The organism is Serratia sp. NPDC078593 (assembly GCF_050268245.1).
GTDB lineage: Bacteria > Pseudomonadota > Gammaproteobacteria > Enterobacterales > Enterobacteriaceae > JBNNGK01.
Genome location: NZ_JBNNGK010000008.1, coordinates 96,513 through 117,123, shown reverse-complemented (window position 1 = coordinate 117,123; position 20,611 = coordinate 96,513). Strand labels below are relative to the sequence as shown.

At 48.7% G+C, this 20,611-nt stretch carries 22 protein-coding genes, 1 pseudogene and 1 other annotated feature; of the genes and pseudogenes, 15 read left to right on the top strand and 8 right to left on the bottom strand.

The window, feature by feature from the left end; genetic code table 11:
* Positions 1–349 precede the first annotated feature (349 nt).
* Both ACQKDS_RS11180 and cobO read left to right on the top strand, forming a co-directional pair.
* Positions 350–1,111: a YciK family oxidoreductase gene (locus ACQKDS_RS11180; RefSeq protein ID WP_399670077.1), complete on the top strand. Its 762-nt coding sequence runs from the start codon at positions 350–352 to the stop codon at positions 1,109–1,111.
* 11 nt (positions 1,112–1,122) lie between these two features.
* On the top strand, positions 1,123–1,713 hold the full coding sequence (gene cobO / locus ACQKDS_RS11175; RefSeq protein WP_399670074.1) for a cob(I)yrinic acid a,c-diamide adenosyltransferase: 591 nt from the start codon (positions 1,123–1,125) through the stop codon (positions 1,711–1,713).
* A 35-nt stretch (positions 1,714–1,748) separates the two neighbouring features.
* Here the strand turns inward: cobO and rluB are convergent, their stop codons facing one another.
* From rluB to ACQKDS_RS11160, 3 genes are all read right to left on the bottom strand, one after another.
* Positions 1,749–2,654 carry a 23S rRNA pseudouridine(2605) synthase RluB gene (rluB, locus tag ACQKDS_RS11170; RefSeq protein ID WP_399670071.1) on the bottom strand — a complete coding sequence of 302 codons (906 nt, stop codon included), beginning with the start codon at positions 2,652–2,654 and terminating at the stop codon, positions 1,749–1,751.
* A 333-nt stretch (positions 2,655–2,987) separates the two neighbouring features.
* The gene (locus ACQKDS_RS11165; RefSeq protein ID WP_399670068.1) at positions 2,988–3,824 is read right to left on the bottom strand and encodes a hypothetical protein; all 837 of its coding nucleotides are present in this window, start codon (positions 3,822–3,824) and stop codon (positions 2,988–2,990) included.
* 121 nt (positions 3,825–3,945) lie between these two features.
* Positions 3,946–4,440 carry a fimbrial protein gene (locus tag ACQKDS_RS11160; RefSeq protein ID WP_399670065.1) on the bottom strand — a complete coding sequence of 165 codons (495 nt, stop codon included), beginning with the start codon at positions 4,438–4,440 and terminating at the stop codon, positions 3,946–3,948.
* 594 nt (positions 4,441–5,034) lie between these two features.
* Between ACQKDS_RS11160 and ACQKDS_RS11155 the strand changes: the two genes are divergently transcribed.
* From ACQKDS_RS11155 to ACQKDS_RS11145, 3 genes are all read left to right on the top strand, one after another.
* Positions 5,035–5,430, top strand: coding sequence for a transcriptional regulator (locus tag ACQKDS_RS11155; RefSeq protein WP_399670062.1), 396 nt, complete (start codon positions 5,035–5,037; stop codon positions 5,428–5,430).
* A 65-nt stretch (positions 5,431–5,495) separates the two neighbouring features.
* Positions 5,496–5,762 carry a hypothetical protein gene (locus tag ACQKDS_RS11150; RefSeq protein WP_399670059.1) on the top strand — a complete coding sequence of 89 codons (267 nt, stop codon included), beginning with the start codon at positions 5,496–5,498 and terminating at the stop codon, positions 5,760–5,762.
* Positions 5,759–6,214, top strand: a complete 456-nt coding sequence (locus ACQKDS_RS11145; RefSeq protein WP_399670056.1) for a hypothetical protein — start codon at positions 5,759–5,761, stop codon at positions 6,212–6,214. The genes ACQKDS_RS11150 and ACQKDS_RS11145 overlap by 4 nt, the downstream gene beginning before the upstream one ends.
* Before the next feature lie 173 nt (positions 6,215–6,387).
* Here ACQKDS_RS11145 and ACQKDS_RS11140 read toward each other — a convergent pair whose 3' ends face one another.
* The 3 genes from ACQKDS_RS11140 to rnm form a co-directional block, all read right to left on the bottom strand.
* Entirely contained in the window at positions 6,388–6,747 is a 360-nt protein-coding gene (locus tag ACQKDS_RS11140) for a Rap1a/Tai family immunity protein (protein WP_399670053.1), read from the bottom strand.
* 111 nt (positions 6,748–6,858) lie between these two features.
* Positions 6,859–7,479 (bottom strand): L-threonylcarbamoyladenylate synthase, encoded by a 621-nt coding sequence (locus ACQKDS_RS11135; RefSeq protein WP_399670050.1) that lies wholly within the window; start codon positions 7,477–7,479, stop codon positions 6,859–6,861.
* A gap of 64 nt (positions 7,480–7,543) precedes the next feature.
* Positions 7,544–8,422: an RNase RNM gene (gene rnm, locus ACQKDS_RS11130; RefSeq protein WP_399670047.1), complete on the bottom strand. Its 879-nt coding sequence runs from the start codon at positions 8,420–8,422 to the stop codon at positions 7,544–7,546.
* A 268-nt stretch (positions 8,423–8,690) separates the two neighbouring features.
* Positions 8,691–8,791: a sequence feature (Trp leader region), on the top strand.
* Between the two features lie 28 nt (positions 8,792–8,819).
* On the opposite strand from rnm, the gene ACQKDS_RS11125 reads away from it, so the two are divergent.
* From ACQKDS_RS11125 to ACQKDS_RS11095, 7 genes and pseudogenes are all read left to right on the top strand, one after another.
* A complete protein-coding gene (locus tag ACQKDS_RS11125; protein ID WP_399670044.1) occupies positions 8,820–10,376 on the top strand; it encodes an anthranilate synthase component 1 in 1,557 nt (518 codons plus the stop codon).
* Positions 10,376–10,957, top strand: coding sequence for a glutamine amidotransferase-related protein (locus ACQKDS_RS11120; protein ID WP_399670040.1), 582 nt, complete (start codon positions 10,376–10,378; stop codon positions 10,955–10,957). The genes ACQKDS_RS11125 and ACQKDS_RS11120 overlap by 1 nt, the downstream gene beginning before the upstream one ends.
* Positions 10,958–10,974: 17 nt before the next feature.
* The gene (gene trpD / locus ACQKDS_RS11115) at positions 10,975–11,973 is read left to right on the top strand and encodes an anthranilate phosphoribosyltransferase (protein WP_399670037.1); all 999 of its coding nucleotides are present in this window, start codon (positions 10,975–10,977) and stop codon (positions 11,971–11,973) included.
* A gap of 3 nt (positions 11,974–11,976) precedes the next feature.
* Positions 11,977–13,338 carry a bifunctional indole-3-glycerol-phosphate synthase TrpC/phosphoribosylanthranilate isomerase TrpF gene (gene trpCF / locus ACQKDS_RS11110; RefSeq protein WP_399670286.1) on the top strand — a complete coding sequence of 454 codons (1,362 nt, stop codon included), beginning with the start codon at positions 11,977–11,979 and terminating at the stop codon, positions 13,336–13,338.
* A gap of 31 nt (positions 13,339–13,369) precedes the next feature.
* Positions 13,370–14,563 (top strand): tryptophan synthase subunit beta, encoded by a 1,194-nt coding sequence (gene trpB / locus ACQKDS_RS11105; protein WP_399670283.1) that lies wholly within the window; start codon positions 13,370–13,372, stop codon positions 14,561–14,563.
* Positions 14,563–15,375 (top strand): tryptophan synthase subunit alpha, encoded by an 813-nt coding sequence (gene trpA / locus ACQKDS_RS11100; RefSeq protein WP_399670034.1) that lies wholly within the window; start codon positions 14,563–14,565, stop codon positions 15,373–15,375. Before trpB ends, trpA begins: the two co-directional genes overlap by 1 nt.
* Before the next feature lie 65 nt (positions 15,376–15,440).
* Positions 15,441–15,759 (top strand): annotated as a pseudogene (locus tag ACQKDS_RS11095) (BON domain-containing protein).
* A 47-nt stretch (positions 15,760–15,806) separates the two neighbouring features.
* Here the strand turns inward: ACQKDS_RS11095 and ompW are convergent.
* The gene (gene ompW / locus ACQKDS_RS11090) at positions 15,807–16,451 is read right to left on the bottom strand and encodes an outer membrane protein OmpW (protein ID WP_399670031.1); all 645 of its coding nucleotides are present in this window, start codon (positions 16,449–16,451) and stop codon (positions 15,807–15,809) included.
* Positions 16,452–16,736: 285 nt separating this feature from the next.
* Here ompW and ACQKDS_RS11085 point away from each other — a divergent pair, with 285 nt between their 5' ends.
* Complete coding sequence (locus ACQKDS_RS11085) at positions 16,737–17,171, top strand: YkgJ family cysteine cluster protein (protein WP_399670028.1); 435 nt, start codon at positions 16,737–16,739, stop codon at positions 17,169–17,171.
* Between the two features lie 32 nt (positions 17,172–17,203).
* On the top strand, positions 17,204–17,956 hold the full coding sequence (locus ACQKDS_RS11080; protein WP_399670025.1) for a YciC family protein: 753 nt from the start codon (positions 17,204–17,206) through the stop codon (positions 17,954–17,956).
* A 46-nt stretch (positions 17,957–18,002) separates the two neighbouring features.
* Here ACQKDS_RS11080 and ACQKDS_RS11075 read toward each other — a convergent pair whose 3' ends face one another.
* Positions 18,003–19,706, bottom strand: a complete 1,704-nt coding sequence (locus ACQKDS_RS11075) for a SulP family inorganic anion transporter (RefSeq protein WP_399670020.1) — start codon at positions 19,704–19,706, stop codon at positions 18,003–18,005.
* A 328-nt stretch (positions 19,707–20,034) separates the two neighbouring features.
* Here ACQKDS_RS11075 and ACQKDS_RS11070 point away from each other — a divergent pair, with 328 nt between their 5' ends.
* Positions 20,035–20,574 (top strand): septation protein A, encoded by a 540-nt coding sequence (locus ACQKDS_RS11070; protein WP_399670017.1) that lies wholly within the window; start codon positions 20,035–20,037, stop codon positions 20,572–20,574.
* The last annotated feature ends 37 nt before the right edge of the window (positions 20,575–20,611 follow it).

The following is a 20,611-nucleotide window of genomic DNA, read 5'->3' as shown; positions in this document are numbered from 1 at the left end:
ATTCGCTATCATGACGTTCAAATGAAACTCCATGTTGGGTTAGTCACCCAAACCTCACTTGTGCACAAAACACAGTAAATGTCGTTACCAGTGCCCATGGCGCGAATAATGTGCAATCGTGCTGGGATTGTTCCGTTTTTGTTACCATTAATGCCGTTTTGACCGGCTATTTATTGAAAACACGATCCATTTCAGGCATATAACACCCATTATTTATCAAATTGATGTACGCCATTCGCTGTAGGCCTGTCTGACGGTCGAGCCTTAGCTCCTGTTTCTGGCCTACTACTTATTGCTGGATTTTTGCGAAGCAAATAGAAAATTGGCCATCTCGGCGCGAGGAATTATTGTGCATTACAACCCAAAACACGATCTGCTCGATCGGCGCATCATTTTAGTCACCGGCGCGGGTGACGGCATTGGCCGAGAAGCGGCGCTCACTTATGCCCGTTTCGGCGCACAGTTGATACTACTCGGTCGCACCGAAAGCAAGCTACAGGCCGTGCAGGACGAAATAGCCAAACTCGGCGGCGCCCCAGCGCTGACCTTTACCTTGGATTTGTTGCATACCACCCCGGAGCAATGCCAACAGTTGGCTGAGCTGTTAGCTAAAAAGGTGCCCCGCCTTGACGGTGTTCTTCATAACGCCGGGCTGTTAGGTGACATCGTGCCAATGGCAGAGATTTCAATGACCATGTGGAACTCGGTAATGCAGGTTAACGTCAATGCAACGTTCATGTTGACACAGGCATTGCTACCGCTGCTGCTAAAATCAAACGCGGGTTCACTAATCTTTACTACTTCAAGCGTGGGGCGTACTGGCCGCGCAAATTGGGGCGCTTATGCCGTGTCAAAATTTGCTACCGAAGGCATGATGCAAGTCTTAGCTGAAGAGTATAAAAGTCAAAACTTGCGGGTTAACTGCATCAATCCGGGGGGAACACGTACTAAAATGCGGGCAAGTGCGTTCCCCGATGAAAACAAGAGCAAACTGAAAACCCCGGCTGATATTATGCCGCTGTATCTGTATTTAATGGGCGACGATAGCCGTCGTAAAACAGGTATGAGCTTTGACGCACAACCTAACCGCAAACCTGGCGCTGCCGAATAGGAGAATGCCCCATGACCGACGATCGTCACCAACAACGCCAACAACGGCTGAAAGAACAGGTCGATGCCCGTATCGCTGCCGCGCAAGATGTAAAGGGCTTATTGATGGTGTTCACCGGTAATGGTAAAGGCAAAACCACGGCAGCTTTTGGTACGGTGACGCGTGCGGTTGGCCACGGTATGCAGGCAGGCGTTATCCAATTCATCAAAGGTGAATGGCCGAACGGTGAGAAGAACCTGCTGCAACAGCATGGCGTTGAATTCCAAGTTATGGCTACCGGTTTTACTTGGGAAACACAAAATAAGCAGAGCGACACCGAAGCCTGCCAAGCGGTATGGCAACATGGCAAACGTATGCTGGCCGATCACGCATTGGATTTGGTGGTGCTGGACGAACTAACCTATATGGTGAGTTACGGTTATCTTGATCTGCAAGACTTGCTGACGACGCTGGCACAGCGCCCAGCTCATCAAACGGTGATTATCACCGGGCGGGGCTGCCACCGTGATGTGTTAGAACTGGCGGATACCGTAACCGAGATGCGTCCAGTGAAGCACGCATTTGATGCAGGTATTAAGGCGCAACAGGGAATTGATTGGTGAGACAGCAGCCGCGTTAACACGGCTGCTGATGGGGCTTATTTACGGGTGCTTGGCTTGCCGCCCTTGCTGGCTGGCTTAGCACCTGACGCACCGCGGCGGCCCGTCGTCACTTGGCTGTGACGTTTTACCGCACGGCGAATCTGATTCGCTTTAACGCGGCGACGCTCACGTTCCACCGGCAATTTACTGACGGTTTCCGGTTGTAGCTCCACCAACTCACGCAGGTAATTGATCGCGGGAAGATCCAGCTCTGTCCAACCACCGCGCGGAATGCCTTTCGGCAGGTTGATATCGCCATAACGTACGCGGATCAAGCGACTTACCTGCACACCGACCGCTTCCCACAAACGACGCACTTCACGGTTACGGCCTTCGGTCAGCGTTACGTTATACCACTGATTGAGGCCTTCGCCGCCTTGGAAACTGATGGTACGGAACGCCGCTGGGCCATCTTCCAACTGAACGCCACGGCTCAGTTGCTTGACTTTATCGTCATCAATCTGACCAAACACCCGCACTGCGTACTCACGCTCAACTTCCCGGCTTGGGTGCATCAGACGGTTTGCCAATTCACCATCGGTGGTAAACAGCAACAAACCGGATGTATTGACATCCAGACGGCCAACAGCAACCCAACGTGAACCACGTAGTTTTGGCAAACGGTCAAATACGGTTGGCCGGCCTTCTGGATCGCTACGCGTACAAAGTTCACCTTCCGGCTTATAATAGGCCAGAACCCGGCACACCGCCTCTTCAGACTCTTTAATCGAAACAACGTGGCCATCCAAGCGGATTTTCATCCCCTGAATCACCTCGACACGATCGCCCAATTTGGCGATTTTGCCGTCAACGCTAACGCGCCCTGCTTCAATCATGGTTTCGATTTCACGACGCGAACCGTGGCCGGCACGCGCTAAGACTTTCTGTAACTTCTCGCTCATTGAGCAACCTCGAGTGTCGCCTTCACAGACGTCAACGTTCACTATACTTTCAATCAGTTACGGCAAGAAGCCATAACCCTATAATCTTGCACACATTTTTTAATGCGTTATAGTCTGAAAAAACCTATACGCACCAATGTGACCGGACATTCTACACAAATTTTTAGCTCAATGATGCTAAAAAGTTAAGGCGACACGTTTATCTCATCGCGTGAGAGTTACGAGCTAATATTTCTCCTCAACAACGCCCGAAACGGAAAGACGTCGCGATATACGTATAGCGAATTTAACCGCTAAGCGTTGCGAACATGGGCAACTTCATGTTTTTCGTGTTTATTGAAAGGTGTAAACTAATACGGCCTTTGATTGATATTGCCCCGGCGTATCAAAGCGGCCGACAACCGTCGCATCGAGGAGCAGATCGAGTGGTTTTTCAACGCGGAGCAACGTATCTTCCCCCGGTTTAACAGTTTGGTTATTGATTTTAAACGCAATGGGTTTTTCGTCTAACTTGGTGGGAGCAAGCAAAGTAACACTCAGTGTGGCTGCTTGATTACAGCTAACCTGCCCCATGCTGCGCCCGCTGAACACACCATACGCTGATTGAGGCGCAACCCCCAAATCGATGTCTGTTGGCGCATTAAGCGAGCAGGTTAAGTTTATAGGAGGGGCGTCCGTACAGCCTCTTCCTCCAGGAACCGTATGAAACGTATCATAATCGCTATAATAGAACCCTAGGGTCAGGCATAAATCAGGAGGATGCAACCCACTTGATAATTTATTTTTATAGGTCACTGTTCCGCTGTGCCCCAATACATCAATCAATCCTTGCATTATCGTTAGCCACTGATCAGATCCATGATAATGATATTTTCCAAAGCGATTTAAATTTATATATTTGCACTTGCCTCTACCATGGCCTCCCCGGCAATTTTGTGCCAAATAGAGTCCAAATCTGCATGGGTAGTACTTACCAAAATTACAGCTCGCATGGTCATAGTCTTCATATGGACCAAAAGCATACGAAGCTCGAATGGTTACCATTTCTTCACCCCCATCCATACTGGACTCGACACTCTCAATCGTAGTCACCCACCAAGCATATGAGGTGGTCGGCATAAATACGCTAAGTGCAAAGGTGGCCGCTATTATACTTCGAATAATAAACACACTATACATCCATCTGATTCCTATCTTGAAAACACGTATACTAAAAACGAAATATAATTACCATCAAACCACCAAACCACCAAGCCGCATAAATAATAAACATCACCTAGTAGCATGTATATTATTGATATAATACATGCATCGTCGCGCTAGCACTAAATGCGCCACTGGTTAAAGACACATCGTCTTGCTTAGCTAGAATAGCCCATAACTCTGGCTTATTCGGATAAGTAAAGTTCAGCCAACTGTTTATGGGTAAGTTTCCCATTCCTTGTTGAAACTTGATTCCGAGGCCGGATTTATTGGTTCGAAGAAGCGTATTGTCAAATTCAGTACTGTAGCCATTGATTTGCAACTTCATCATATTTTTGATGCCCCCATTGCACACAAGTTGAAAATCTATTGGCATACGATAGTGATGGCCATCAACCTCATTGGTCTTGACATAACCAAAGTCCACCACTATCGGACTATTATCATTAATCACACAAGGAGGTGGGGCTAAGACTGTGATTTTCACAGCAACCGTTTTGATAATGGCTGAAGCCACCAATGGATTAAGGAAAAGTAAAATAGCAATTAACCCTCCTATTTTTTTATGATATTTTACATTCATAAATATTACTCACATTATCATTTTTACTGTGCCTGCTCAGTAGCACCAAAGAGCCCACGAACAAACACTGTATTTTTAGTAATCCTCAGCCTATCCGTATTTTTTAATGTTATTTTGTTTGTAATGCTCGTGATGCACTCTCCCCCACAGGCTTTACACAGTGTGTGGCTCATACATTTCTCTGATTGGTGGGAGCACTTTTCACTCAATAACACGCATCCGCCTTACTCAGTGCCACAATATCACTGCAGATAGCATGGTTATTGATATCTGCAACAATGGGGCACTTCAGCAACCGATGGAGCATTGCTGCATGCCATCACATGATGCGTTATCTGACACGGATAAAATCACTTCGACACAAAGTTACCTAAAAATTAAAAACAAAGGAATTTATCACTGTAAAAATCAAATAAATAGATTTTTATATAAAAAAAGCATTTTTTTTCATAACAAAGCATGGAAAAGCAGCTCATAACAAAACTTGGTAGATTTATATTTTTAGACTATATAAAGAACACACGCATAACGATTTGACTAACCGATTAAATAGAGATAAAAAGCCCCTTCACCTGCGGATTTAGGAAGAATCTTATGTTCTATATCATTAATAAAACCATCAAATACTCACCAAGCAACAGAGTACTGTCTCTGCTTGAAGAAGAAGAAAACTCAGTGGTTTTATCTAACCAAGGATCGCGCTTGCTTATGGAGTTAATAAAAAACTCTAACAGCTGCCTTAGCAGAGAGTACATGTTGAAACATGTATGGGAAGACTTTGGGTTAACGCCATCTAATAATAATCTCTATGCTGCCGTAAGCGAAATACGTAAGGCATTCTCTGCATTAGGAATGACAGAAAAAGTGATTACCACCATTCCTAAAACTGGCTTTGAATTTAATTGTAGCATTGAGACGTTCGAAAATAGTACACCTGCAATTCAAAAAAAATTGTCACAAACAAAAGAAAACAGACAAGCTACCTTGTAGGAGCACTTTTCTTCGTTGCTTCATTAGCATTAATACTTCATCTAATAAATACAAATGACATTGAAATGAGAACCACAGAAATAACACCAGTCGGCGTAATTGATAAATGCTCCATTTACTCACTTGATTTACCATTTTTACAAAATAAAGATGAAATTATAAATACGATAAAAAATAAAACTGATTTTGGGCAGTCATGCAAAGAATTACCCTACGATATTTTTTTTAGTAATCTCGGTGAAGTCGGCGATCGCCTGTTCATTAGTGGATGTTACATAACAAATGAAGGCAAACACACAGCCTGTAAAAATTTAAGGAACTTCACAAAATGAAAAAAATAAACATTATATTTATCTGTCTGGCTATTGCATTAATCGTATTTGTAGCCGCATTTTTTTACATTCAACATCAAAAAAAGAATGTTTTATTTTCATGCAACTATGATCTTATCATCAATACACATGATTTTTCAATAAAACAAAAAATAAACCTTAAGCTGTATAAAAAAACGGGTCTTATTTCAAGCTTTGGAGAAATACAGATAGGGGATAAAAAACACATAATCGATAGAGATATAATATTTAACTATGAAAAACACAGCGATCATTATACTATGATTTACGATAAAGAAATAAGAAAATTGAACGACAATACACCTAAAAAATTGTGGCACGAGATCAGTCCGGCTGCTTTTAAATATAATTTTACACTTTATAGAATTAAGGGTGATATTCTTTTAGTCAAAGAGCATAAAATCCCAATAATTACGTGCACCAAAAGATGACTATGATTGACAACGATAGAATTGGTGTAAGTTATATAGCTCATTGTGTGAGATTAATTTAACCCATCGATAATTTAAATATTTTCGCACAAACGTTACGTTGTGCGAAAATAATTGATTACTTATTCAGCCATAAAGACTTTTTGTAATGTGGGCCAGTAACCTGACCAGGATTAATGACGTTCACACGGGAATGTCGCGGTCAACGCCAACATGATCACCGACGGGGCAGAGTAATTTAGCTGTTCCGGATGTTCGTTGAGATACTGCATCACGGCATCTGAGGCAGAGCCCACGCTCAGACCCGCTTTAGGGCAAATATTACGATTTCCTTGCATTGCATAAGTATCAAAAACACCAGCGATGTAACCCATAAACATACCGCCATTCACTGCCTCGGCGACGGTCGCTACACCACTTTTATTCTTCACATAACCTTCGCTTTCGGAAAGCAACGCACTACCGGAGTAAAAACCCGCGTGCGCCACCGAAGAAGCCATTAAGGCCGTTATCAATAAAACCTGTTTTATCATTACCACGCATCCTGCCATTATCAGTTTTATGATTGTAGAATAGCGCTTTTCACGGCGTTTTCCGCCGTGAGTCACTTTTTTCAGAATTTATGCAGTCAAACCTTCCTGAAATCAGCGAAACGGCATCGGATCGCCAGCCCCCTCACGCACGACTACTGGTGAGGTTTCAGTGAGATCCACCACGGTGGTCGGCTGTTGGCCAAGGAAACCACCGTGAACGACCAAATCAACCTGCTTGCCTAAATGCTCGCTGATTTCCTCTGGATCGGATTCAGCAAAATCATTACCGGGTAACATCAACGTTGTCGACATCATGGGTTCATTGAGTGCTGCCAACAATGCCAGCGTAATCGGATTAGACGGTACACGCAGGCCAATGGTTTTACGTTTATCATTCATCAAACGGCGAGGCACCTCTTTCGTCGCTTTGAGGATGAAGGTGTAATGACCAGGCGTATTATTCTTGATCAGACGAAATGCAGTATTGTCCACATAGGCGTAGGTTGACAGTTCAGATAAATCTCGGCACATCAACGTAAAATTATGATTGCCATCTAACTGACGAATACGGCAAATACGCTCCATTGCAGATTTTTCTTCCAGTTTACAGCCCAGCGCATAACCCGAATCCGTCGGATAAACAATCACCCCGCCCTTTCGCAACACGTCCACGGCCTGATTGATTAATCGCGGCTGCGGGTTATCCGGATGAATATAAAAAAGCTGACTCATTTATCACTCCTAAAATAGTGCGCGCAGACCACTCCGCCTACGTTTAATGCATGACAGATGACATTCACGCCGGATGTACTGATGGCCAATCACGCCAAACGGGCTCAACGCCACCGGGTAGCCATAGTTTACGTCCGAGCTCAATCCACGAACACGGCTGATGGAAGTCTGAGCCTTGCGACGCCAACAGATGGAAGTCCTGCGCGTATCCCGCGAGTTGCGCTCGCTCGTGCGGCGCTTGCTGGCATTGGGCAACCTCCATCGCATCTCCGCCCTGTTCTGCAAAGTGTGCCAACAGGCGTTTCAACCATTTGGCTGTCAAATCGTAGCGGCCAGGATGTGCTAGTACCGCCTGCCCGCCGGATTGATGAATCACATCAATAGCTTGTTCTATTGTACACCACTGTGGCGGAACGTAGCCGGTTTTCCCTTTTGCCAGATATTTTTTGAATACCTGTGCCATATTGCTGGCAACACCACGCTGCACCAAATAACGGGCAAAATGCCCACGCGTCACCGCACCACCATTTGCCAGCCGTTGTGCACCTTCATAAGCGCCATCTATTCGCGCCTTCGCTAACCGAACGCCTATTTCCTGAGCACGTAGATGACGCCGCTCCGTTTGTTCCGCCAGTAGGCTCACCATCGACGGGTGTACGGCATCAATATTCAACCCAACAATATGAATTTCATGATTTTCCCACAGCGTGGAGATTTCCACCCCCGCCACCAACTGCAGCGGCAAAGCTAAGCTGGCAATGGCTGTTGCGGCTTCGGACAGGCCTGACGTGGTGTCATGATCGGTAATGGCTAATACGCCCACACGCATTTCCACTGCCCGCTGTACCAGTTGAGTCGGCGTAAGAAGGCCGTCAGACGAGGTAGTATGGCTATGGAGATCGTATAACGTGAATGCGGAGGATGGGGGATTACTGTCTGTCAAAAGAGATATCCGGCTATGGCTTGGTCTTCTATTATATCGTCTATTGAGGGTTAGACGGAACTCTATTCTGCCAACTGCAGTGTTGTACTGCTCGCCCACCATCATGAAAAAATTTCATTGTTATTGTGAAAACATTGTTCAAAAACAAGGTTGACTTTTTTATCGCGAACCAGTTAACTAGTACACAAGTTCACGGCAATGCCGTGTTAAATAATGTGTTGGATGAATAGCCAGAGAGTGCACAAAAATGAGCAAGCAAACATCTCTTCTTCGTTGGTGGCATACCTCCCCTTTTCGGGCGGCGTAATCGCATATCTGTCATCTGACACTGTAGATTCCCTAAGCCCGCCAGCATGCGGGCTTTTTTATGGACACTATTTAACTGGAACCACCGACAATGAACAAACCCAAACTGACATTGCTCAAAGCCGAGGCCAGCTATCGCGGCGATCCGACCCGTATTTTTCATCAGCTATGTGGGGCTCGTCCGGCAACTCTGCTGCTGGAATCTGCGGAAATCAATAGCAAGCAAAACCTGCAAAGCCTGCTCGTTATTGACAGCGCGCTGCGCATCACGGCTCTGGGCCGTCATGTCAGTCTGGATGCGCTGACCGCTAACGGCGCAGCCCTACTCCCCCTGCTGGATGAAGCGTTGCCATCGTCGGTAGAAATTAATGTACGCCCAAATGGCCGCGAATTGATTTTCCCATCAATTGACGCCGTTCAAGATGAAGATGCCCGCCTGCGTTCGCTTTCAGTATTCGACGCACTGCGTACCTTATTGACCGTCGTTGACTCCCCGGCAAACGAGCGTGAAGCCATGCTGCTTGGCGGCCTGTTTGCCTATGACTTGGTTGCTGGTTTTGAAGATCTGCCAGCATTACGCCACGACCAGCGCTGCCCAGACTTCTGCTTCTATCTGGCTGAAACCTTGCTGGTTCTAGATCACCAACATAGTGTTGCCCGCCTGCAATCCAGTGTGTTTACCAGCGATAGCGCCGAGCAACACCGCTTACAACAGCGCTTGGATCAACTGCAAATAGCGTTGAAACAGCCCCCACAGGCTATTCCGCATCAAACGCGAGAACACATGCAGCTCAGTTGTAACCAAAGTGATGAAGAGTACGGCGCAGTCGTCAATGAAATGCAGCAGGCAATCCGCCAAGGTGAAATTTTCCAGGTCGTGCCATCCCGTCGCTTCTCTCTGCCCTGCCCGTCGCCGCTGGCGGCCTACCAAACGCTGAAGGACAACAACCCGAGCCCTTATATGTTCTTCATGCAGGATAACGATTTCACTTTGTTTGGCGCTTCACCAGAAAGCGCGTTGAAATACGACGCCAGCAACCGTCAAATTGAAATTTATCCGATTGCCGGTACGCGCCCGCGCGGTCGGCGCACTGATGGTTCGCTGGATTTAGATCTCGACAGCCGCATTGAGCTGGAAATGCGTACCGACCATAAAGAGTTGGCGGAGCACCTGATGCTGGTCGACTTGGCGCGTAACGATCTGGCGCGCATTTGTGAAGCAGGCAGCCGCTATGTCGCTGATTTAACCAAAGTGGATCGCTACTCCTTCGTGATGCATTTGGTTTCCCGCGTTGTGGGTACTCTGCGAAACGATCTTGACGTACTACACGCTTACCAAGCCTGCATGAATATGGGCACCCTGAGTGGCGCACCTAAAGTGCGTGCGATGCAGTTGATCGCGGCTTCCGAGGGCACACGCCGCGGTAGTTATGGCGGTGCCGTGGGTTACTTCACCGCCACGGGCGATCTTGATACCTGTATTGTTATTCGTTCCGCTTATGTTGAAGACGGTATTGCCACCGTTCAGGCGGGGGCGGGAGTGGTGCTGGACTCGGTGCCACAATCGGAAGCGGATGAAACCCGTACCAAAGCGCGGGCGGTGTTACGCGCCATCGCCACTGCCCATCACGCCAAGGAGATGTTCTGATGGCCGATATCTTATTGCTCGACAACATCGATTCTTTTACCTACAACTTGGTCGATCAACTGCGCGCCAGCGGTCATCAGGTGGTGATTTACCGTAATCAAATCGCGGCCGATGTCATCGTCGCGCGGTTACAACAATTGGAGCAACCGGTGCTGATGCTTTCACCAGGGCCGGGAACCCCCGCCGACGCAGGTTGCATGCCGGAATTATTGCAACGGCTACGCGGCCAACTGCCGATTATCGGTATTTGCCTCGGCCATCAAGCCATTGTTGAGGCTTACGGCGGCCACGTCGGCCAAGCTGGCGAAATCCTGCATGGCAAAGCCTCTACCATCATCCATGATGGGGAAGCCATGTTTAGCGGCATCAGCAATCCGCTACCGGTTGCTCGCTACCATTCGCTGGTCGGCAGCAAGATACCCGCCGCACTCACGGTCAACGCACGCTATGGGGAAATGGTGATGTCAGTGCGTAACGATGAGGACAAAGTGTGCGGCTTCCAATTCCATCCAGAATCCATTCTGACTACTCAGGGCGCACGTTTGCTGGAACAAACGCTAGCCTGGGCGTTAGCGAAATAACCAAGGGGGAGACATTAATGCAACCTATTCTTGAAAAGCTGTATCGCTCAGAGTCGATGGATCAGCAAGAAAGCCGACACTTATTCAGCGCCATCGTACGCGGCGAACTGGAACCCAGCCAACTGGCTGCGGCGCTGATCAGCATGAAAATTCGCGGTGAGTGCCCTGCAGAAATAGCGGGGGCAGCGCAGGCCTTATTGGCTGATGCACAACCCTTCCCCCGGCCTGATTACCTTTTTGCCGACATCGTCGGTACCGGTGGTGACGGCACCAACAGTATCAATATATCAACCGCCAGCGCCTTCGTAGCCGCAGCCTGCGGGGTCAAAATCGCGAAACACGGTAACCGAAGTGTCTCGAGCCGTTCGGGTTCCTCCGATTTGCTGGCCGCCTTCGGTATTCGTCTGGATTTACCGGCGGAAGCCGCACGTAGCGCATTAGACGAGCTGGGTGTCTGTTTTCTGTTTGCGCCGCAGTATCACACGGGGTTTCGCCATGCAATGCCGGTTCGCCAACAGTTGAAAACTCGCACCATATTTAATGTACTTGGCCCACTGATTAATCCAGCGCGGCCACCACTGGCGCTGATTGGCGTTTACAGCCCTGAGTTGGTACTGCCCATCGCAGAAACCTTACGCGTCTTAGGCTATCAACGTGCCGCCGTGGTACACGGTGGCGGCATGGATGAAGTGGCGATTCACACTGCAACCCAGGTGGCGGAATTAAATAACGGTGAAATCGCCCGCTATACCCTGACACCAGCCTCATTTGGATTGGAGACCCATCCGCTTAACGCACTGTTGGGAGGATCACCAGAAGAAAATCGTGACATTCTGGCAAGCTTGTTACAAGGTAAAGGTGCACCGGCACACGCCGCAGCAGTCGCCGCTAACGTCGCGTTGCTGTTGAAGTTATTCGGGCAAGAAGACCTGCGCCATAATGCGCAGCAGGCATTGGACATGATTCATAGCGGGCAAGCCTATGAGCGAGTGACCGCTCTGGCAGCAAGAGGATAAATGATGCAGGAAACCGTGCTCAACAAGATTGTTCGTGATAAAGCGCAATGGGTCGCAGCACGACAGCAACAGCAACCGCTCGCCAGCTTTCAACATGACATCGCCCCCAGCGAACGCAGTTTTTATCATGCACTGCAGGGCACCAGAACGGCTTTTATTCTTGAATGCAAAAAGGCGTCGCCCTCCAAAGGGTTAATTCGCGACGATTTTAATCCGGTCGAGATTGCTGAAATCTATAAGGATTATGCTGCCGCTATTTCGGTATTGACCGATGAAAAATACTTTCAGGGCAGCTTCGATTTTCTACCGCTGGTGAGCAAAACCGTAACGCAACCGGTACTGTGCAAAGATTTTATCATCGACCCTTATCAGATATATCTGGCGCGGCATTATCACGCCGATGCCATTCTATTGATGTTATCCGTGCTGAGCGATGAACAATACCGTCGGTTAGCGGCAGTTGCCCATAGCCTGAATATGGGCGTGCTGACCGAGGTGATCAGTGAAGAAGAGCTCCAACGTGCAATAACGCTAGAAGCCAAGGTAATCGGGATTAACAACCGCGACCTACGCGATCTGAGTATCGATCTAGAACGTACCCGGACGTTGGCTCCTCGCGTTCCGCAAGGTGTCACCGTGATCAGTGAATCGGGCATCAATCACTATGCCCAGATCCGTGAACTGAGCCGTTTCGCGAACGGCTTCCTCATCGGCAGCGCGCTGATGTCGGAAAGTGATCTCCGCACCGCGGTTCGACGGGTACTTTTAGGTGACAATAAAGTGTGCGGGTTAACCCGCGCGCAGGATGCCGCCGCCGCCTATAAAGCGGGTGCCAATTACGGCGGATTGATATTTGTTGGCCGCTCTCCGCGCTATGTTGATATCGCTCGCGCCCGCGAAGTCATTTCTGGCGCGCCACTAAAATACGTTGGCGTATTTTGCGATGCGCAGGTAGACACGGTTGTACAAACCGTCGAGCGTCTGGGTTTAAAAGCGGTGCAACTGCACGGCAACGAAGATCAGGCTTACATTACGGCACTGCGGGCAAAACTGCCGCCATCATGCCAAATCTGGAAAGCATTAAGTGTAAAAGACCGCGTGCCGACGCGTGATCTACAACAGGTTGACCGTTACCTGCTCGACAACGGTGCCGGCGGCACCGGTCAACGTTTCGATTGGAACGCGCTGGTTGGCGAGAATCTCGATAACGTGATGCTGGCCGGTGGATTAAGCGCCGACAACTGTATCGAGGCGGCACAGCTCGGCTGCGCAGGGCTGGACTTCAACTCCGGCGTTGAAAGCGCTCCGGGGATTAAAGATGCCGACCGTATTGCCGCGGTGTTTCAAACCCTACGCGCTTACTAATGCATACATTTAAACAAATAGAACGGGAAACATAATGACGCTGCTTAACCCTTACTTCGGTGAGTTTGGTGGTATGTATGTGCCACAAATTCTGATGCCGGCTCTAAACCAACTAGAGGACGCTTTCGTCAGCGCACAGCGCGACCCAGAGTTCCAAGCCGAGTTTATCGATCTGCTAAAAAATTATGCGGGTCGCCCAACGGCATTGACGCTATGCCAGAATCTGACTGCAGGTACAAAAACCAAACTGTATTTGAAACGTGAAGACTTATTGCACGGTGGCGCGCACAAAACCAATCAGGTTTTAGGCCAAGCGTTACTGGCCAAACGCATGGGCAAGACAGAAATTATTGCCGAGACCGGTGCCGGTCAGCACGGTGTCGCCTCAGCATTAGCCAGCGCATTGTTGGGGTTGAAATGCCGCGTTTACATGGGCGCTAAAGATGTAGAGCGTCAATCGCCCAATGTTTTCCGTATGCGTTTGATGGGCGCTGAGGTAATTCCGGTGCACAGTGGTTCATCTACGCTGAAAGACGCGTGCAATGAAGCCCTGCGTGACTGGTCCGGCAGCTATGAACAAGCGCACTACATGCTTGGCACCGCCGCTGGCCCTCATCCTTACCCGACGATTGTGCGTGAGTTCCAACGAATGATCGGCGAGGAAACCAAAGCGCAGGTGCTGGAGCGCGAAGGCCGTCTGCCTGATGCGGTACTTGCCTGTGTTGGTGGCGGCTCCAACGCCATCGGCATGTTTGCCGATTTTATCGATGAAACCAGCGTGGGTCTGATTGGCGTTGAGCCCGCGGGCTTGGGGATCGAAACCGGCCAGCATGGTGCGCCGTTGAAACACGGACACGTCGGCATCTATTTCGGCATGAAGGCGCCAATGATGCAAACCGCTGAAGGGCAAATCGAGGAATCGTATTCAATTTCTGCCGGGTTGGACTTCCCTTCCGTTGGCCCGCAGCATGCACACCTCAACAGCATTGGCCGCGCGGAGTACGTCTCTGTTACCGATAACGAAGCACTTGATGCGTTTAAAGAACTTTCACGTCATGAAGGCATTATTCCAGCGTTGGAATCATCACATGCTCTCGCACACGCACTCAAAATGATTCGGGAAACACCCCAGAAAGAACAAATACTGGTCGTTAACCTATCCGGCCGTGGCGACAAAGACATATTTACCGTCCACGATATTCTGAAAGCTCGGGGAGAAATCTGATGGAGCGTTACCAGCAATTGTTCAAGCGTCTGGAAAACCAACGTGAAGGGGCTTTTGTCCCGTTCGTGACTCTGGGCGATCCAAACCCGGCCCTATCACTGCAGATTATCGACACGCTGATTGAAAACGGCGCTGATGCACTGGAATTGGGTATTCCTTTTTCCGATCCGCTCGCCGACGGCCCAACGATTCAGAATGCCGCGCTGCGTGCATTTGCCGCGGGTGTCACACCAAGTCAATGTTTCGATATGCTGGCAAGCATTCGCCAAAAGCACCAAGACATTCCAATCGGCTTATTAATGTATGCCAACTTGGTGTTTCATAAAGGGATTGATACGTTCTATCAACGCTGCGCGGATGTCGGCGTGGATTCGGTGTTAATCGCCGATGTGCCTTTTGAGGAGTCAGCCCCCTTCCGTGCGGCAGCGTTGCGCCATAATATTGCGCCAATCTTTATTTGTCCACCGAATGCAAACGACGCTCTCCTGCGCGAAATTGCCTCTCACGGCCGTGGCTACACTTACCTGCTCTCACGCGCCGGCGTTACCGGCACCGAAAGCCGCGCGCAGTTGCCGCTACATCATCTGGTCAATACGCTGAAGGAGTATCATGCCGCTCCATCGCTACAGGGTTTTGGTATTTCTGAACCTTCCCAGGTACGTGATGCGTTACAAGCCGGGGCGGCCGGGGCAATCTCCGGTTCTGCGATTGTCAAAATCATTGAGCAATACCAACAGCAACCGACTGAAATGCTGGCTCAACTGGGCAAATTTGTCAGCGAAATGAAAGCCGCAACCTACATAGCAAAATAAAAAACTTTGCGTAAAATAGATTGTGTTAGCAGTTTCAACAAATAACATTGCATGGAGAGTAAGTTATGAAACTATTTAAAATCCTTCCAGTGCTCGGCATGGTTGCCGTCACGATAATAGCCATGGCTATCAGTGGGTGTGCACCAGCAACAGAATCTGAAGATACAGGGAGAATATAGACAGCGTGACCATGACTACCACGGTAAAATCAGCGCTGTTAGCGGATAAAAACATTAAATCTCGCGAAATCAGTGTGAAACCTTTAAAGGGCGAGTACAACTGAGTGGCTTCCTCAGCCCCAGTGCTGATGCTCACCGTGCAGTACAAGTTACGCGTGGCGTCGCGGGCGTGAAGTCGGTAGAAAACGTGATACACATTAAATAGTCGTCAGAAGGAGGCGCTGAACCGCGCCTCCACATTGCATAAAAAAATTAGAAGCGGTAACCTGCACCAAACATAAACACCCACGGATCCAGCCGGGTATCAATGCTGTGATGCTCACCGGCAGCATCATTGAAGCGTACTTTGGTTTCGATGTTCATCCACCACACTGACATATTCAGCATCCAGTGCTCATCCAGGTTATAATCTAACCCCGCCTGTGCCGCCACTCCCCAAGAATCTTTCATGCTCAGATCGCTTAGGCCTATCGCCTTACCGTTATCATTGAATTTTTCATCAAAGAATGTGGTGTAGTTAACGCCCACGCCCAGATAAGGACGCAGTTTATCCTGCCGATCGCCAAAGTAATATTGTGCCATCAAGGTAGGAGGTAATTGATGCGCAGTCGCAATATCACCGCTCACCGCCTGGCCGTTCAGCGAAACTTTATGACGGAATGGCGTAGCCGCCAGTAATTCCACGCCGATATTGTCAGTGACCATGTAACCGAAGGTCAGACCAAGCTGCGTATTATTGTCTGCTTTGAATGAGCCTTGGCCAAGCACATCATCCGAACCTGTTGTCGGGCGAACCGTTGCTGTCCCCGCACGGAACAGGAAATCACCCGCTTGATGCGCACTTGCCAACATCGGAGCCAACATCGTTGCCACTACCACCAAAGTTGTCTTTTTCATTTTCCATTCCATTAGTGTGGTTTATAATCTCGATGAATATACCTATTACAGGGTATTTGTGATCTTATCGAGATCACATCTTATGTATAAAAAATTTAATTCCCACTAAAAACAAGGTTACCTAAGAGACTAATAAATCTAGAATTGATCTGAATCAAAAAAAGCGGTTTGTCGCAAATGATACGCAGCAAGAAATTTCAATTGCCAACATCATGTTGACGCAGTAATTTCTTTCCTTCCTGTTGGTTTTGGTTGGTGGCCGTAAGGAGTCGGTGGGCAATCAAGATGAGCGAATTTCTCAATCCCTGTGTCAGTTGTGGCGCGTGTTGCGCCTATTTCCGCGTATCATTCTATTGGGCTGAAGCCGATGACGGTGGCGGGCTCGTGCCTACGCCCCTTACTGAACCTTTGACCCCATTTCTGCGTTGTATGCAAGGAACGAACAGCACGTCTCCACGCTGTACCTCGCTGGTGGGTGAGATTGGCCAAGCGGTATCCTGTGCTATTTACCTTGAACGCCCTTCGCCGTGCCGCGAGTTTGACCAATCCGGCGAGAACGGTATCCGTAATGAAGCCTGCGACCGGGCGCGTGAACGCTATGGCCTACCGCCGCTGCCAGTACCACTGCTATTACCCGAGCCCCTATTTACGGAAGAAATCAGCACGATGTCATTATCGGGGTGCCACACTGAACCGGAACAAGGTACAATTACCCACTGATTTATCCCTGTTCTTGACGCCAAGGAGTCTGCATGCCTATCACGGCTAACACATTGTACCGTGACAGTTTTAACTTTTTCCGTAATCAACTCACCAGCATCTTGTTGATGGCTCTGTTGACTGCGTTCATTTCGGTACTGCTAAATCAGGTATTCAGCCCTGATGTTGAGCAGTTAAAGATTTTGACCGCAACGGAAAGTGATTTTGCTTCATCCGCAGGGATGGGCATTCAGGATATTATTCAGCAAATGACACCTGAGCAGCAAATGGTGTTGTTGAAGGTATCGGCAGCCGCCACCTTTTCGGCATTAGTCGGCAATGTGTTGCTGGTTGGCGGAATGTTAACGTTGATTCGCTTAGTCTCTCAGGGGCAACCGGTCAGCGCGCTGCGGGCTATTGGCGCGGCGGCACCAGAACTCCCTCGGCTGTTATTGCTGTTGTTCATTTGCACCCTGCTAATCCAGCTTGGTTTGACGCTGTTTGTTGTACCTGGGGTCATTATGGCCATCGCTTTTTCATTAGCCCCCGTGATCAGCTCTACCGAAAAGAAAGGGGTATTCGCTTCACTGAAACTGAGCGCTAAGTTGGCTTTTGCTAATGCCCGCGTCATTGTGCCAGCAATGATGTTATGGCTGGCGGCCAAGTTGTTAGTCTTGTTCTTAGTTAGTCACTTATCCGTGCTGACACCGAATATTGCCAGCGTCGTCTTGACGGCTCTGAGTAACTTGGTTTCCGCACTGTTACTGATTTACCTGTTCCGCTTGTATATGCTCCTGCGCAACTAAAATCGAGATGAATAGCACAAGGGCACGTTTCGACGTGCCCTTTTTTTTATGCTGTTTGCAACGGCTCCGCCTGCTCTTTACTTTGTATCAACTTCAACGCCAGATATAAGTCCGGCACAAAAATCAAATCCTGATCGCGCCCTAAGCGATTGATACGAAACCAGCGTGTCAATTCAGTACGCCGTCCCGCCAACACCAATTTTACGTTACGCTGTAACAAGTCGCGTTTCAACTCGTCGATCGCGGCCAGAACGCTAATATCGGCATGGGTAAAGCTGGCAACGGCATCAATCACCACCCAACGCGGTTGAAACGGCGTACCATCAACCAAATTAAGAATTCGGCGCTTGAAATAAGCCACATTAAAATAGGTAAGCGGTGAGTTAAAACGATACATCATGACGCCATCAACCGCTTTGATACCGTTGTTATTACCCATCGAATGAATCATGCCTTCGTGGTTCACCCCCAGCAGTTGTTCTGTAGGGCGAAACACGGTACGCAAGAATTGCATTAATCCCAGTAATACTGCCAGGCCAATACCATTGATTACCCCCACCAGCAGTACGCTGCATAAGGTAAACAAGGCTAAACGAAATGCCTGAGTATTACGACGCCGCAAAATCCAGATACCACGAATATCCAGCAATGACCACGCCGCATACATCAATACTACGCCCAACCCAGCAAGCGGGATAAACTGTAACGGCCCCGTAAGTAGCAACAAAACCAGGGCGATCATGAGCGCCGCAATAATCGATACCATCTGGCTTTTCCCGCCGTTGGCATCATTAACAGCTGTACGTGAATCCGCCCCGCTGATAGCAAAACCTTGTGACAATGCGGAGACAATATTCACCAAACCCAACGCGCGAAACTCGGCATCCGCATTCACTTCATAACCATTTTTTGCCGCAAAGCTGCGTGCCGTCAGCATCATACTAACGAAACTGACCACCGCTAGGTTGAGTGCAGGGATGACCATATCGCGCATTAACCCCGGTTGGAAATCAGGCCATTGTACGATAGGCAACAAACCGCTGAAGCCACCAACGGTAATAATACCGTACTGCTGTAAGTTTGCAGCCCATGTTGCAAACGTTGCTACCACAATGGCAAACAACGGCGCAGGCCAGTTAGGCCGTAACTTTTTAACACCGACCAGCGTGATCAAGGTCAACAAAGAGACTGCTAACGTTAGCCAATCACTGCGCAATAGGTTTCCAGGCAATGCATAGATTCGCTCAATTAACTGTGCGGGCGGTACGGAGAAACCAAACACCTTACCCATTTGGTCAACCATAATGGTGATCGCCACCCCGTTCAGCAGACCACTTAAAATAGGCCGTGACAATAAATCAGCCAATGCACCTAGCCTGAAACGGCTGGCTAACAGGCACCAAGCCCCCATCATCGCGGTCATCATGATGGTGAGCTGCCAGTGTCGTTCCATATTACCTGCGGCCAACGGCGTCACCACGGCGGCGATAACTGCACACGTTGCCGCATCAGGGCCGACAATTAACTGACGCGATGAACCAAAAATCGCGTAAGCAATCATGGGTAAAATACACGAATATAACCCCACCACCGGGCTGACGCCTGCCAGTTCGGAATAAGCAATAGCCACCGGCAACGCCACGGCGGCGACGGATAATCCCGCACGCACATCCGGCTTCAACCAACCGCGTTCGTAGGCTAACAAATGTGTTAAACCGGGCGTCCAAGCCTGGAACGATTTCCACTGCATACGAGTTCCTGAGGTAAAATTATGGTTATCACGCTGCGTATCATGCGATGTCCGACGATGGCCTGGCAATCGTCATTTGCCCCTAATCGTAAGTTTATGCAAATTATCACCTAATAAGCAGTAATCTCATGGCAAAACACCGATAATCAGCCGCTTTCTGAGGTATGCAGGTCTTGCCGAATCCGGTCTATTCCCGTCATACTTCAAGCTGCATCTTTGTTAGTTGCCCATCCGCACATATTGCCCTAAATAGCCACGGCAAACCGCAACGATGCAATTGGAATGATTTAGGGTATAGTCGGCCGATGAATAGATGATGGATTGATTTATGAAGCAGTTTCTTGATTTTCTCCCACTGATTGTTTTTTTCGCGTTTTATAAACTCTACGACATTTACGTTGCCTCTGGCGCACTGATTGTCGCTACCGCACTGGCACTGGTGTTCACCTGGTTTAAATATCGCAAAGTCGAGAAGATGACATTGATCACCTTCCTGATGGTCGCGGTGTTCGGCACCTTAACACTGGTATTCCATAACGATCTGTTTATCAAATGGAAAGTCTCGATCATTTACGCACTGTTTGCGCTGGCGTTGCTGGTAAGCCAACTGATACTGAAGAAGCCTTTAATTCAGCGCATGCTGGGGAAAGAGCTGACACTGCCCGATCGCGTATGGAACAACCTCAATTTAGCTTGGGCGGTGTTTTTCTTGGTCTGCGGGCTGGCAAATATTTATGTCGCGTTTTGGCTACCGCAAAGCGTCTGGGTTAACTTTAAAGTCTTTGGCCTAACCGCTTTGACGCTCGTGTTCACATTGCTGAGCGGCGTCTATATTTATAAACATATGCCTGAAGAGCAGAAAAAATAGTTACAAAGTTGTTAATGCCCGTAATCTTTTCTGCGGG

Excerpts from the sequence above, each read along its gene's own strand:
- cobO (WP_399670074.1), top strand. The coding sequence starts at position 1,123 with ATGACCGACGATCGTCACCAACAACGCCAACAACGGCTGAAAGAACAG.
- rluB (WP_399670071.1), bottom strand. The coding sequence starts at position 2,654 with ATGAGCGAGAAGTTACAGAAAGTCTTAGCGCGTGCCGGCCACGGTTCG.
- ACQKDS_RS11160 (WP_399670065.1), bottom strand. The coding sequence starts at position 4,440 with ATGAATGTAAAATATCATAAAAAAATAGGAGGGTTAATTGCTATTTTA.
- ACQKDS_RS11155 (WP_399670062.1), top strand. The coding sequence starts at position 5,035 with ATGTTCTATATCATTAATAAAACCATCAAATACTCACCAAGCAACAGA.
- ACQKDS_RS11150 (WP_399670059.1), top strand. The coding sequence starts at position 5,496 with ATGAGAACCACAGAAATAACACCAGTCGGCGTAATTGATAAATGCTCC.
- ACQKDS_RS11145 (WP_399670056.1), top strand. The coding sequence starts at position 5,759 with ATGAAAAAAATAAACATTATATTTATCTGTCTGGCTATTGCATTAATC.
- ACQKDS_RS11140 (WP_399670053.1), bottom strand. The coding sequence starts at position 6,747 with ATGATAAAACAGGTTTTATTGATAACGGCCTTAATGGCTTCTTCGGTG.
- ACQKDS_RS11135 (WP_399670050.1), bottom strand. The coding sequence starts at position 7,479 with ATGAGTCAGCTTTTTTATATTCATCCGGATAACCCGCAGCCGCGATTA.
- ACQKDS_RS11125 (WP_399670044.1), top strand. The coding sequence starts at position 8,820 with ATGAACAAACCCAAACTGACATTGCTCAAAGCCGAGGCCAGCTATCGC.
- ACQKDS_RS11120 (WP_399670040.1), top strand. The coding sequence starts at position 10,376 with ATGGCCGATATCTTATTGCTCGACAACATCGATTCTTTTACCTACAAC.
- trpD (WP_399670037.1), top strand. The coding sequence starts at position 10,975 with ATGCAACCTATTCTTGAAAAGCTGTATCGCTCAGAGTCGATGGATCAG.
- trpCF (WP_399670286.1), top strand. The coding sequence starts at position 11,977 with ATGCAGGAAACCGTGCTCAACAAGATTGTTCGTGATAAAGCGCAATGG.
- trpA (WP_399670034.1), top strand. The coding sequence starts at position 14,563 with ATGGAGCGTTACCAGCAATTGTTCAAGCGTCTGGAAAACCAACGTGAA.
- ompW (WP_399670031.1), bottom strand. The coding sequence starts at position 16,451 with ATGAAAAAGACAACTTTGGTGGTAGTGGCAACGATGTTGGCTCCGATG.
- ACQKDS_RS11085 (WP_399670028.1), top strand. The coding sequence starts at position 16,737 with ATGAGCGAATTTCTCAATCCCTGTGTCAGTTGTGGCGCGTGTTGCGCC.
- ACQKDS_RS11080 (WP_399670025.1), top strand. The coding sequence starts at position 17,204 with ATGCCTATCACGGCTAACACATTGTACCGTGACAGTTTTAACTTTTTC.
- ACQKDS_RS11075 (WP_399670020.1), bottom strand. The coding sequence starts at position 19,706 with ATGCAGTGGAAATCGTTCCAGGCTTGGACGCCCGGTTTAACACATTTG.
- ACQKDS_RS11070 (WP_399670017.1), top strand. The coding sequence starts at position 20,035 with ATGAAGCAGTTTCTTGATTTTCTCCCACTGATTGTTTTTTTCGCGTTT.